Source organism: Rhizobium sp. BK491 (assembly GCF_014194925.1).
Lineage (GTDB): Bacteria > Pseudomonadota > Alphaproteobacteria > Rhizobiales > Rhizobiaceae > Rhizobium.
The window spans coordinates 82,356-96,483 of record NZ_JACIAR010000007.1; the positions used below are offsets into that span (position 1 = coordinate 82,356).

General features: G+C 57.6%; 8 protein-coding genes. 1 reads left to right on the forward strand and 7 read right to left on the reverse strand.

The features are described 5' to 3' along the window. The first annotated feature begins 48 nt into the window (after window positions 1–48). Window positions 49–2,463 carry a phosphoketolase family protein gene (locus tag FHX05_RS25105; RefSeq protein WP_183875233.1) on the forward strand — a complete coding sequence of 805 codons (2,415 nt, stop codon included), beginning with the start codon at window positions 49–51 and terminating at the stop codon, window positions 2,461–2,463. Between the two features lie 569 nt (window positions 2,464–3,032). Here the strand turns inward: FHX05_RS25105 and FHX05_RS25110 are convergent. The 7 genes from FHX05_RS25110 to tssI form a co-directional block, all read right to left on the reverse strand. Next, window positions 3,033–3,737: an IS6 family transposase gene (locus FHX05_RS25110; protein ID WP_183875234.1), complete on the reverse strand. Its 705-nt coding sequence runs from the start codon at window positions 3,735–3,737 to the stop codon at window positions 3,033–3,035. 255 nt (window positions 3,738–3,992) lie between these two features. After that, window positions 3,993–4,661, reverse strand: coding sequence for a hypothetical protein (locus tag FHX05_RS25115; protein ID WP_183875236.1), 669 nt, complete (start codon window positions 4,659–4,661; stop codon window positions 3,993–3,995). A gap of 26 nt (window positions 4,662–4,687) precedes the next feature. Then, on the reverse strand, window positions 4,688–9,310 hold the full coding sequence (locus FHX05_RS25120; protein ID WP_183875238.1) for an RHS repeat-associated core domain-containing protein: 4,623 nt from the start codon (window positions 9,308–9,310) through the stop codon (window positions 4,688–4,690). 146 nt (window positions 9,311–9,456) lie between these two features. Continuing rightward, window positions 9,457–9,960, reverse strand: coding sequence for a hypothetical protein (locus FHX05_RS25125; RefSeq protein WP_113241235.1), 504 nt, complete (start codon window positions 9,958–9,960; stop codon window positions 9,457–9,459). After that, window positions 9,960–10,547, reverse strand: a complete 588-nt coding sequence (locus FHX05_RS25130; protein WP_183875240.1) for a PAAR-like domain-containing protein — start codon at window positions 10,545–10,547, stop codon at window positions 9,960–9,962. The genes FHX05_RS25125 and FHX05_RS25130 overlap by 1 nt, the downstream gene beginning before the upstream one ends. Continuing rightward, window positions 10,544–11,698 (reverse strand): DUF2169 domain-containing protein, encoded by a 1,155-nt coding sequence (locus FHX05_RS25135; RefSeq protein WP_112338722.1) that lies wholly within the window; start codon window positions 11,696–11,698, stop codon window positions 10,544–10,546. Before FHX05_RS25135 ends, FHX05_RS25130 begins: the two co-directional genes overlap by 4 nt. Before the next feature lie 9 nt (window positions 11,699–11,707). Further along, window positions 11,708–14,122 (reverse strand): type VI secretion system tip protein TssI/VgrG, encoded by a 2,415-nt coding sequence (gene tssI / locus FHX05_RS25140; protein ID WP_183875242.1) that lies wholly within the window; start codon window positions 14,120–14,122, stop codon window positions 11,708–11,710. Window positions 14,123–14,128: the final 6 nt, after the last annotated feature.

The following is a 14,128-nucleotide window of genomic DNA, read 5'->3' on the forward strand; positions in this document are numbered from 1 at the left end:
TCGTTCGCAGTAGTCTGACGAACGACCATATTGAATTGGAGCAACCACATGGACAAGCAGCCAACCGCAACTTTCGCGCATCCACTCGACGCCGCCGAACTCGACCTCATCGACCGCTATTGGCGAGCGGCCAATTACCTCTCGGTCGGCCAGATCTACCTGCTCGACAATCCGCTACTGCGCGAACCCTTGAAGGTCGAGCATATCAAGCCGCGCCTTCTCGGCCATTGGGGCACAACCCCAGGGCTCAACTTCATCTATGCCCATCTCAATCGGATCATTCGCAATCGCGATCTCGATATCATCTATATTTGCGGCCCTGGCCACGGCGGCCCGGGCATGGTCGCCAACACCTATCTCGAAGGCACCTATAGCGAATTTTATCCGGATATCTCGGCGAACACGGACGGCATGCGCAAATTGTTCCGCCAATTTTCCTTTCCCGGCGGCATTCCGAGCCATGCGGCGCCTGAGACACCCGGATCGATCCATGAGGGCGGCGAACTCGGCTATGCGCTGGTGCATGCCTATGGGGCCGTCTTCGACAATCCCGATCTGATCGCCGCCTGTGTCGTCGGCGACGGCGAAGCTGAAACGGGTCCGCTGGCCGCCAGCTGGCATTCCAACAAGTTCCTCAATCCGGGCCGCGACGGCGCGGTATTGCCAATCCTGCATCTCAACGGCTACAAGATCGCCAATCCGACCATCCTTGGCCGCGACACCGACGAGGACCTGCGTCATCTCTTCATCGGTTACGGCTACGAGCCCTTCTTCGTCGAAGGTTCCGACCCGCATCAGATGCATCAGGCGATGGCTGCGACCTTCGATCAAGTCTTCGACCGCATCCGCGCCATCCAGACTGAGGCCCGCACCGGCGCACCCGGCAATTTCTGCCCGCGCTGGCCGATGATCGTGTTCAGAAGCCCGAAGGGCTGGACGGGGCCGGAGGAAGTCGACGGCAAGAAAGTCGAAGGTTTCTGGCGGGCGCATCAGGTGCCGGTTTCTAATTGTCGCGAGGACGCCGGCCATCGAAAAATCCTAGAAGACTGGATGCGCAGCTATGATCCGCAGGATCTTTTCGACGTCGACGGGCGCTTGAAAGAGGAATTATCTGCATTGGCGCCGAAAGGGAAACGCCGCATGGGCGCCAATCCACATGCCAATGGCGGGCTGCTGCGCCGTGAACTCGTTGTACCCGATCTTCGCAACTATGAGGTTGCCGTCGAAAAGCGTGGTAGAACAATGGCTCAATCGACCGAGGTCCTTGGCCATTATCTTCGCGACATCCTGACCCTCAATGCCGATCGCGCCAATTTCCGCATCTTCGGCCCAGACGAGACGGAATCCAACCGTCTTGGTAGCGTCTTTGAAGTGACCGACCGTGTCTGGATGGAGGAGATAAAACCCTATGACGTCAGCCTTGCCCGAGACGGTCGGGTCATGGAAGTCCTCAGCGAGCATCTATGCCAAGGATGGCTGGAAGGTTATCTGTTGACTGGGCGCCATGGTCTGTTCTCCTGCTATGAAGCCTTCATCCACATCGTCGATTCCATGTTCAATCAGCACGCCAAATGGCTGAAGGTGTCGCGCGAACTGCCATGGCGCAAACCGATTTCCTCGCTGAACTACCTTTTGACATCGCACGTTTGGCGACAGGACCATAATGGCTTCAGCCATCAGGATCCGGGGTTCATCGACGTTGTTGCCAACAAAAGAGCCGACACCGTGCGCATCTACCTGCCACCGGATGCCAACACGCTGTTATGGACCGGCGACCATTGCCTGAAAACCTATGACCGCATCAACGTGATTGTTGCCGGCAAACAACCGGAGCTGCAATGGCTGTCGATGGATGAAGCAGCTAAGCATTGCGAAGCCGGCATCGGCATTTGGAATTGGGCCTGCAACGAACAAAGTGCAGTTGAACCGGATGTCGTCATGGCCTGCGCCGGCGATGTCCCTACCATGGAGACGCTCGCCGCTGTCGACCTTCTCCGCCAGAATATTCCGGAACTATCGATCCGCGTGGTCAACGTTGTCGACCTGATGGCGCTGCAATCGAAGGAGCAACATCCGCATGGTCTCGCCGACGAAATCTTCGACAGCTTGTTCACACCGGACAGGCCGGTGATCTTCGCCTATCATGGCTATCCCTACCTCATCCACCGCCTCACCTACCGGCGCACCAACCACCGCAACTTCCATGTCCGCGGCTTCATCGAGGAAGGAACGACGACGACCCCTTTCGACATGACAGTTCTCAACGAGCTCGATCGCTACCATCTTGCCATCGAGGCGATCGAGCGCGTGCCGGGTCTCAAGGAAAAGGCACGGGATGTGATACAGTTTTTCCACGACAAGCTCGAAGAACACGGTCGCTACATTCGCCAGTACGGTGAGGACATGCCGGAAATCAGTAACTGGAAATGGCCCTATGGCGACAATGGGGATCGTTTTTCCTGACGTGAAGTTCTTATCAAGGGACCGGCTGAGGGGGTCGGTTCCTTGGGAGTCTGGGGCGATACAAAAGGCTGCCCTTTTTGTGTGCGGCAACGCTCGTGATAAGGATCCGATGTCATCGTAACAGACCGGCGGAGAACCCGAAGCGGAGGTCGATTTCAGCGGTTGGCAGGTCTTTTGTTGGGGGGTGCTTGCCAGTCCGACCGCCTCGTCGATGATCTCGTCCTGGCGCAATTATCAAGCGCGAGGGATCCAACTGTTCAGCGCGGCTGGTGGCTTACGGTGCTCGCGCCGATCCTGATCCAACTCGAATATTTCATGGACTCTCAGAATTGCGGTACCGATGGCACCGCAATTCTGAGAGCCGTCCGCAGATCAGAATGCCGCATCGATGTCGACCACACCGATCAGCTTGTGATTGACGAACTCCTTGATGCCCAGATCCAGCAATTCTCGACCGTAAGCAATTTTGCGCAAGCTTCGAGATCTTTTCGCATGATGTGCACTGCGCTTTGCATCGGAGTTGTCACGTTATCGAGCAGTGTGCGGTCTTTGTCGCAAGCAGTCTGCGATCAAGCAGCCGCGCCGGTGACTGCCTTCCAGTGCGCTATTGCGCGGATGCGATGAATGTGGGTGGCCAGTGCGGATCGCTTGTGACTTGGGGTGACGAAAAGATTTCGAAGCTCGGAGAAGATCGAGATGAAGCGCTGCAGACTTCCTGGGGATCGGAAACCTTGCATCGTCCTTTCCCGTTTTCGCAGCGGCAAATGAGAATTTTCCGCTCGATTGTTGAGACCCTTATGGGACCGGTGTTCGACCGTTGGCATGAGGTCACGTTTGGCCGCACTATAGGAGCGGAGTTTGTCAGTGATGATCCGCTTGGGTGGCATGCCCTGCTTCTTTAGCAGCCTGAGCAGCAATCGCTTGGCGGCCTTCGTATCGCGTCGGCTCTGAACAATCTCGTCGAGAACGTAGCCATCTTGATCAACGGCACGCCAAAGCCAGTGCTTTCTGCCCGCGATGGAAATCACCACCTCATCCAGATGCCAGACATCCTGGCGCGAAGGTCGCCTGCGACGAAGTTGTTTTGCGTAGGCCGGTCCGAATTTCCGACCCCATCGCCGGATCGTTTTATACGAGACGATAATTCCGCGCTCCAGCAGCATTTCCTCGACAAGGCGTAAACTCAGTGGAAACCTGAAATACAGCCAGACCGCATTCGAGATGATCTGTTGCGGGAAACGGTGACGCTTGTAGCTGACGGCAGAACTCTTCATCCCACCGTTTCTATGCCCAATTCACTGACGCCTCGTTTATGTGACAACACCCTTTCAAGTCGTCTTGGACGGCATCCCGATCCTGCTGATTGCGGCCGAGTTTCACGGTCTCCGCGGGTTCTTGGCCGCTCGAAAGCGTAGTCTTCGAACCTTATTCGAGAATTTCAGCGTCTGGAAATAATCTTTGAACGCCAGTTCTGCCTTTAAGTCGTGATGGTCACATAAAATGGTGTCGCCCGGGCGTCGCCCACCCGATCACGCGTTCGTGCCACCTACAAAGCCGAGCGACTTCAACTCCTGCAGTCCCGCAAGATATTTATCCCGCTGCGCTTTCGGCTTTGCGAGCGGCACGGCGAGGATGACATCCTCATCGCTCGTGGACAACATGTTGTAAATCCAGGGAAGCCAGGGATTACAGAGGGGAATGCGACCTTCCCAGCCACTGTCGAGCTTGCTTCTCTTTACGATGCCCTGCGTTTCGGGATCAAGACGAAAAAGCCGCCCCGGAATACCTGCGCTGTCGAAGCTCATGAGGCGCGCTTCCGACAGGTCCAAAGCCCAGTCTACCGACTGGTAGAATTCCTCTCGGGAGCGATCGTAGAGGTTCTGAGTCTGTACGCTCGCCGAAAACTCTACAACCGTGTTGATCTTGAGAGGAAAGATATTGCCAGTCAGCTTGACGCGCGAAAAAATCGCACCCCAGGCGATCACCAAATCATTCGCTCTGCAGTTCGTGATCTCCACGTCCTCCACCCGTGCAGGACCGAGTTGGCATCCCACGAACTGGCTGTTGGATATCTTGACGTTTCGCACGGCGGAACGGGATCCGTCAGCTTGATGGTAGGACAGCGTGCAATTGTCGATCACGCATCCATCGAGCTGGATATCGGTAACGACGCGGTCCGCACGCGGATCCTTGATCATGCTGAAGGTCTGATTTTGGTAGGAAATCATCGCGGGAATACCATATTCGTTGGGAGGCCGGGGTGAATGATATGCGTTGTAGTGGGTCCGTAAGGCCGTGCCAAGTGGCTTGGCAGGCCAGCTTGCGTCGTTACGTCGTACGTACCGCCAGCACCCACGAAATCCGGAGACTGGATGAACTGGCCATTGGGACCGCGCGACATTCCCGTATGCCTCAGGGTTGGGTCGTTTTGCAGGATTTGCGCTGCGCGCCTCTCCACGGCCTTGCCGTAGGAGGCTGCGGCAAGACGGTCGCGGACGACGAGATGGTTGTAGCTGCCGGGCGACATAAGCTGCTTCGCCATGCCGGGGTTTTGTGCGAGTTCGCCAACAGCCTGATCGACGGCGCTTTGTATTCTGGCCGTCTCCGCGACACGTGCGGCAAGTGCGCTCAATCCGAGTGGATCTGCCCATATCTGCGGGTTGTCGACATAACCTTGCGGCCGATCGCCTCCCAGGAGCCCGATCGGATCCGGGCTCGCATATTGCCCCGCGAGCGGGTCGTAGTGTCGCTGACGGTTGTAATAGAGCCCAGTCTCCACGTCCTCGTACTGGCCGGGAAACCGCCAGGGGCAAAACGAGCCGGCACTCGGCTTTTCATAATTGGGCGCGAGCGCCAGCGTGCCATAGGTTCGCTCTGACCGCACCGCGCCCCAGACGTGGTAATCGACGGCCCAGACCAGATCGCCGCTGCGGTCGAACATCTCCTTTGGCGTGCCGAGGTGGTCGCAGACCACCGCCAGCATCTCGCCCGAAGCGGTCTGCCTGCCCAGCAGCCGGTGCGTGCCCTCTTCGAAGTGCCAGTGGGTTGCCTTATCCCAGGCGACATGGCCGTCCAGCCGAAGTGGCGCTTCGGCGACCATATGGTCTCCATCCCACAAATAGGCGGTTCCGACCACGGGTGGGGCGTTACCAATGCCGCTCCCGGCTTGCTCGTCCTGACTTCTGGAAGGGCGGGCGTCGGTGGGAATGCCGTTAGTGCCGACCAGTGACGGAAACAGCCTTGCCGCCCGCTCCTTTTCCTCGCCGGAAAGCCGCCTCACCTTGGAGACACGCCGGCCGAAGGGATCGTAGCGGAACAGCCATTCCTCGCCATCGAGCGTCATGACGCCGATCAGACGATCATGCGCATCCCAGCGATAGCGCCAGCGTTCGGGTCGAAAACCGTCGCGCTCGACACGCCGTTCGACCAGCCGGCCGCATTCGTCATGCGTCAACTGAATACGCTCACCCTTCGGTCCGCGGGCGATCTGCACAACACCGCCGGCTGTCGTACTCCAGACCTGCGGCACTCCTGCCGGCATGACAGAGCCGAAGGCTTCGTCAAAAGCCTTGCCATAAGGTGTCGGCGCGTCGGGGACGGATGCGATCGAAGAGGATGCCCCGACCAGATTGCGGGCTTCGTCATAGCGAAATCGTTCAGAACCGAAACCCGCTTCCGAGTCGGTCAACTGGCCATTGTCGTCATGGGTTAGCCGTCGCGGTCCCCAGAGATTGTCGTCGATGGTGACAGGCGCAAAGGCGCGGTCGTATTCATAGGTCCGGCGAACTTGGCCTGGGCGGATATGGCTGGCACGCGTGGCCGAGCGTTCCGATAGTGCATCGGGCACATTCCAGCCGAGGCGTGAAACATCCAGGCTGCTCTGGCTCTGCGGTCCGGCAACCTGCGCCATCAACTGGCTGGCGGGATCAAAACGCTGTTGAAGATGAAAGCCGCCTATGCGGCGTCCGGTTTCGCGTCCGAGACTGTCATGGCTGAAGGAGAATTCCGCCTCACTCGAGATCAGCTTCTCGACGAGCCCCAAAGGGTCGCGAACATATTCGGTGAGCGTCTGACCGGGACCGACGATCTCGCGCAGGATACGACTGCCCATGGCGTCAAGCTTGGAGCGTATATGCCTGCCGTTCTGCGTCTCGCTGATGATGCGGCCGTTGCGGTCGCGCCGAAATTCGATCAGCGCCGCCTTGTTCTCGGCCCGTATCAGCAGGGCGCGACCATCGTACCAGAAGCGAGTAACGTCTTCGGCGTTGCCTTTGGCATCGAAGCTTTCGATGCGCTTCAGCAGGCCCGATTTATCATAGGCATAGCGAAGGCTCGCACCGTCCGGTTTGAGCATCTCAGTGACCTGGCCTGCCGCATCGCGCGTATATCGGCGCACGCGGCCATCAAAATCTTCCTCCAGCACGACCCGTCCGGCGGCATCCCGCTCGAATGCATAGACGCGACCAGCGGCATTGGTAACGGCGATCACGCGACCTTCGATATCGGTCGAAAGCTTGAGAACTCCACCCTTTGGATCCGTAAGCGCTTCCAGCACACCGAAAGCGCCGTAACGGTAAGTCCAGGTTCTTCCCTCGCCATCGCAGACAGTGGCAAGTTGGCCCGAGCCGTCAAACGAGCGCGAAGAACGCACGCCATCTGGCCGAATGACGGCGCTTGCCGTATCGAAGCCGCCGGCGCCCGACTGATAGGCCTGCCGCGTAACGTCACCATTCGGTGCAATCGTGGCGATCACGCGGTTGAAGGCATCATATTCGAGACGGGTCATATTGCCCTTCGCGTCAGTCACGCTTTCGAGTCGGTTATAGCGATCCCACGTTCGTCGCTCGGCCGCACCGTTCGGAAACCGTGTCTCGACAATATGACCTCGCTCATCGCGCGTTAGATGGGTCGTGTTGCCTTCGGCATCCTTCTCGGCAACGACATTGCCCTTTTCATCATGCTCGTATGTCTTGCGGTTGCCGGCGCCATCGATGACGATCATCAATTCGCCATTGTCGCCCCAGCCATACGTCGTCGATCGTCCCTCGGGATCCGTGATCTCCTTCACATTGCCGTGAATGTCGTATCGTGTGCGCTCCGAATTGCCATTTTGATCGGTGGTGGATGTGCGAAACCCATGCTGGTCATAGACATGGGCAACCGTTCCGCCAAGCGCATCGGTCTCGGCTGTGACATTCTGGTTTTCATCATATTCGAAGGTCTGCGCGGATCGATGGTTTCCGCCGGGCAGGTAGCGCGTTGCACCCTCTCGATATTCGAAGCGGTCTCCATTCCAAATGCCATTCGTGTGCGTCTGGATCACGCGCCCCGCCTGGTCGTAGGTGAAATGGGTTTCCGACTGTCGCGTGAGATTGTGCCAGAGGGAGATCAGATCGGCATCGGCCTGCCAGTGGTAGCGCACCGACATGCCGAACGCGCATGTCGCCTCGTTCATCCTGCCCCTGGCGTCGTAGCTGTACCGCGCAAGCTCCAGTTCCGAACCATCGACGCCAAGCAAGGTAACAAGGGTGCGCCGGCCATGAGCATCGTTTTCGAAAGTCAAAGAAAGCCCGTCGGGGCCTTCGAGCTTTTCGAGCCATCCATTTTCAGAGCGGCTGAACGAAATTGCGTTGCCGTTCAGATCCTCGATCTGCTCAAGTCGGTAGATACCGTCATCATATTGCTTGAACTGTTTTACTATTCCGCGGTCCTTCAGCACCAATTGCTTGAGCCACGGTGCCTTAAGTTCAAGATGTGGGTAGGCGGGATTGATGGAGGGCAGGAAATTGAACGGCCGATCGAACAAGATCACTTTGCCGCTGGCGTCATGGAAAAGTAGCCTGCCGCGCTCGGGGTTGGAGAAAACCTCGTCAAACATGGAAATCTGGCAAGGTCCGATGGGGCTGGCGTAGTTCTGCGGCAGCGCAAGCTTCAGGCCCATATAGCGAGCACCATCGAAGGCCAGTGTTCCGGGGATCAGAAAATCGCGCCACGTCTCGAGATATTCGCCATTGGCAACGGACACCGGCTCGCCGACGGTCGTTGATGTCGTCGACGTCATGGTTGCGCCTTCGTCTGCTGCTGCGGCCGACGGACCTGCGTCCTTCAATGCGCCCCTTGCCAATCCGACGAGTTTTCCCGCGCCATAACCGGCCGCCATGTCACCGACAGGCTCTCCCCAATTCCCATCCGATGCTTGCTGGGCCATATGCGGAAGGGCAAAAATAATCGCATTGACGGCGTTCTTACCGCGATTGGCTAAGTTGTCACCGGCTTCCTTAGCCATTCTTTGGCCTTCCGCCTGCAGCTCCGGGTCAGGGGACTGCATCAGCTCGCCGGCGGCCGCACCTTTGCTGAGGTCAGAAACCGTATTCCCGGCTCCCTGAACTAGACTCCAAGCGCCTTGCAGCAGACGCAGCGGCGCCTTGGCGATACTAATCAGATTGTCCTTGGTTGTATAAACGGGATAGCCGTTTTCGTATTTTTCGATATCCCTGTCGATCATAGCAAGATGTTCTTGCCGTGACATAGGCTCGACCGGAGACATCATCGCATCAGGGCCGGCCAATGCACTCGCGGTCTCTTCCATCCTTGCTCTGTATTGTTCGTCTGTTTCGTTTTCGAGATGCTTCTTTATGTCTCTCAACCGACCGAGAATCTCGTTTCGCTGCTCACGATGCGCCTCATCTTCCGCTGCTGTTGCACCGGCGACAAGCACCGCTTTGCCGTTGGCCTGGTCGACGCTCTTATTGGTGTGCGAGATCTGTCTTTCATTCGTGCTGACGCCATTCTTATCGATGTAGTCACCGGTCTGCGGATTGTAATTTGTCTCACCACCGTCAGCCACGAAAGACCCCTGAGTTCAATGAGTTACATTTCAGTTGCGACGCAACGATTTGAATTCATGATACTCGGCATGAGATCTGCCGAAGGTATCTTGCGATGGGCACCGCTCAATGCTGCGCGCTACTGTGATGCGGGTAAGCGCACCAACTACGCGCGACCGAGTTCACCTTCACGCCGCAAAAAGTCTGCTCCCCAGGAATAGTGTGCAGGATCCAGAAAGGATCGAAACTCAACTCCCACAGGCTCTCTGTCATCAGGAAACAGGAGCGTGAAATTATCCTTTTGATCCTGCGGCAGAGCATTCCATTCCGAGCTGCCTTTTTCGACGCCCTTTTCCAGAAAGAGATGATAGGGACGGGTCATGAAAAGGATCATGTCGCTGTCGCCAAATGTCAGGACATACCGGTCGGCAAACGATTCCGCGGCACGCAAATTCGAATCCGGAATCATGTCCGCTATTGGCGTGGAGGCACTTATGTCGAGATCAAAAAAGGCCATCTTGCCGCCGATCACGATCACCCACCGGCAATTGTCGACAAGCAGCTCGGCTTCGCCGCGCAGACCACTCAGGCCCACCACCAGCATGCTTCCGAAGGTGTTCTTGATTTCAGCCAGAGCGGGCAACCCGATTTCTTTATCAAGATCAAGCATCAGTTCTTTCCAAACATATCAATGCCGATTTCCATGATCTCGTGATAACCAAGGTTTTGACCAGAGATCTCGTCATGAAGCATACGAGCTTGCTTCTTGTTCAAACTCAGGGCCTTGACGACATCCCTGAACTGACTGTTCTGGGCTTGATTGTTACCCGACGTGCCACCATTGCCCGCGAGCAAGATGGGAATATCGCCCTCTGATTTCTCGGGCTCGATAGGTCCAGGATCGGGTCTGTTGATCCATGCGGGATCCCGATGACTGCACGTCGCCCATCCCTCGGAAAAGACAAACGAAGATGCCACATCCACATGAGCAGGCCCAAGATAGCCCGGTATCGTAACGCCTTTCTTGACACCCGGCTCGTGACCGGTTGATGTCGCACAACGGGAATTGAGTTGAAAGTCGAACTTGCCATTGTTGCGGACGGACGTCGAATAGCGGATCGCGGTATCCAGGAACGCCACGGACGAATAAGCGACGGGAACGACGCTTGAGCCTACCGGTGTCCAGCAAACGTCGGGGGATGTTGAAGCGATGACATTAGACGCGCATTTTCGTGCGGAAATGTTCGCGAGGCTCATGCGGCATCCCCCTCTGCAAGGTGCGTTGCACTGGTACCAGCCGGAAACCTTTGCCGCTGAATGATTGCGCGGTCAAAGACGTCAGGTTCGAAGTTGACGCGCCAAGAGAGAAAGATGCGCCAATCGCGCTGATGCCGCCCGGCAAAATCCAGGAAAACCGTGTCGAGAGCCATCGGAGCGCGTAACGGCTCCCGGTTCTCGCCCACAAATTCTACAAGCGTCTGCTCGTGCGGAAGACGGAAGCGCACCGGCTCTTCTCGTTGCGCAAGACCTGTCAGCACGACCTCTTCCCCTCCAATCAAATAGGGACTGATGATCAGGTCTGGATGCGCGGAATTATGGTAGGCAAACGAATAGTCGGCCGGCCACGCCGGCCAGGTTGTGTCGATCCACTTCTGGTCATAGGTGCCGCCCAATGGGCGTCTGGGCAGCCACGCCGGCGGAATGGGGCCTAAACCTTGAGGCTTATAGACGGCATACGGATCGGCGATCGGGTCATCGACATCTTCGATCTGCGGCGCCGGAACCGTCTTCGTGTGGTCGGTCCATTCCCGATCGATCTTGCCGCGGCCAAGCGGATTGTAGTGGCTCGTATCAAAGAGCGGATTGCCTTCGTCATCCTCTCCCATCGCAATTTCGCCGCCGTAGGCGTACTCGTAGCGCAGCGGCAATGATGACACCGGCTCGGGCTCAGAAAGTTCCCAATAACGAAAGTGCTTTCGATACTGCGGCCAATTCTTCGCTTCCTCCGTATTCAATTCGCGCTTCCAGACCGGACGCCACTCGCGCGGGCCGGTGACGCGGAGCTTTTTGGCGAAAATGGCCGCCCCAGCTCTGTTTATTGCGACCCCGCATTCCCATGCCGGCCGAACTCGACCGTCGGGCGTGCGGGCCACCGCATTGATAATCAGGTCGGTTGCTGGCTTATGGGGCACGAGATCGGAAGGATGCCACAGCGAGCTCACGTTGACGGCGCCGTGGCATTTGTCGGTAAACACCATCGGCGCCTGTTCTTCCGCCACCATCAAGCGGCTGGATGGATCAAACTCGTAGGTTGCCTTGACAATGATGATGCCGAACTCGCGATCCTCGTTATCGCGGCTGTAATAGCGAAAATTCGGATAGGGCGTGAAATTTTGCAGTTCCGGCATCGCTCGATCTCAGTTGTGGTCGATCATCGCCGAGGTGACCTGCACGTGGCTCTCACCCTCGATATAGACCTTTACGCCCTTCAGCAGGATCGTCCCATCATCCTTCATGATCAAGATGGACTTTGGCGGCTGTTCGTTGCCATCTTTGTCAACACCGCCGCCCACACCAATAAACAATTCCTTGCCAATCATGACATTCTTGGTGTTGCCGACCGATTGACTGTAGACGTCACCCACCGTAACGACCTTGGCAACACCAACCTGTTCCGTCTGCGCAATACCCACGCTCGTGTTCTGCATCCTGCTGACGAGCGTATTGAACACACCTTGTCCGATCATCGAACTAACCTGAGATGCGAGGTCGGCCCCTGCCGCATTCATCGACGCTCCACCTTCGCTGCGCAGATCACCAACCTTGGCGTCGTTGATGCCACCGCGCACGCTGTCCATGGATGGAGCCATGGCTCCGAGCGCAGAGGCGGCCATCAGGGCGGCATGCGCACTCGCATCGGAGGCCGCAGACATGCCAGAATCTTCACCGCCGCTCGCCGACTGGCTCCCGACGGAAGCCAAGGCGGCGTCCGCTGTCCTGTTTCCATCAGATGGGCTGTTAGAAATCGCGGAGGATACGATACTCATCGCCTGGCCTAGCATTCCGGCGCTCTTCGCGGCAAGATTTGCCAGCAAGCCACCGGCAATGGTGTTGGCTATACCGCCGACACCGCCGACGACCATGTTCAATCCGCCACCCACCTGATGGCTCATATTGGCGCCGACTTCCAACGACTTGTTTGCTCCGACGGAATGAAGAGCATTGGAGTCGACACGGCTGGTCTGATTGTTTTTCACCTTGACCGTCTGATCCCTCTGAGCATGAAAGAACTGATTTTCCCGCCCCGGCGCGTCTTCGGTCGAATATTCGTTAAAGCCCGTGCCGTCCCCTTTGTAGGTGTTACTTCTAATAACTGTCTTCGTCTTGTGAGCCGGCAAGCCGTACGGCACGCCGTTGCTCGGGTTCGGCACCACGCCCGTCACCAGCGGCCGGTCTGGATCGCCGTCGATGAAGGCGACCATGACTTCCATGCCGATCCGCGGGATGATCTGGCCGCCCCATGTGCCGCCGGCCCAGTTCTGGGCGACGCGTACCCAGCAAGTATCCGATCCGTCCTTCTTGGCGCGGCGATCCCAGGGGTACCAGAGCTTGATGCGGCCATATTGGTCGGGATGGATTTCCTCTCCCGGAGGACCGGCAACGATTGCGACCTGCGTGCCGCGGATGCGCGGACACTCGGTTGTGCGATGCGGCGTCATCGGCACGCGCGAAGGCACGGCTTCGAATTCGTTAGTGTATTCCGGCTGATCCGCATTAGTTTCGTAAGAAGGATCAAGTGCGACATGGGTCGCGCGCACGATCACGTGTTCCTCGTAAACATGCTCTGGATGAGCCACTTCATAGGGCGTAAAGCGACGTCCTGCCTCTAGTATGCGTGAGGTCGACCGCCCGACGACGCGATTGTGGTCGGCTTCGCTTGCCTGCATGCGCAGCTTCTGCGCCCTTTCAGCTTCCGCGACCGATGAGATGCGGGCCGGATATTCATAGAGCTCCCGCTTCATAGCCCCCGGCATCTGCACCAAGGAGGGCGTTGTCGTTCCGGGCACCATCTGCGGCGTCTCGAAATTCCAGTCAGCGCCGGCCCGTTGGCCGGGGATATAGGCGTAATGCCTCATCCATTCATTGATATGGTTACGGTCCGTCGAGCCCTGTGCAAGACGAACCATGCTCTCGCCTTGCGCGGAAGGAGATGGTCCGGCCCATGAATTGGCGCCGTCGGCGACGTGCAGCCTATGGCTGCCGTTTTCATGCGAAAACCAGTAGAAGAGACCGTCTTCCTCGAAGCGGCGTGTCAGATAATCCAGATCCGTTTCGTTCCATTGCACCGAATAATGCTGTGGCGGCGGCGGTGTCACAACGCCGGAGACGTCGGGTGCCGGAATTCCATGTTCGGAAAATAAGATTTCGACAACGTCGATGCTGGTCTTGTCCATCCAGATGCGGCAGTCAGAACGCTGCGACAAAAGCCACATCTGCGGCTTCAAGACCATCGAATAGGAGCGCAGACCGCGCGTGACAGGTGGCCCCTCCTGCAGGCTCGTCACGAGACCGTTGAAGGGACGGCGAACGCCGTCACCGCCATCTTCAGCCTGCCGAACTTCGATGGAAACATCGACGAGACGGCCGATCAAATCCTGCGGTTGAATGATTTCGCGCTTGGCGCGCACGGAAAGTTGAATATCGAAAAGCGATGATACGCCTTCCGTTATCGTCACTCGCTCCGGAAGGAGTTGGTCCGTTCCAAGCGGCGAGACGACTCGGAGATTTCGGGTCGCCTGGATGAAATCATTGGCCGAAGGCTGATCGTTCATCTGCGT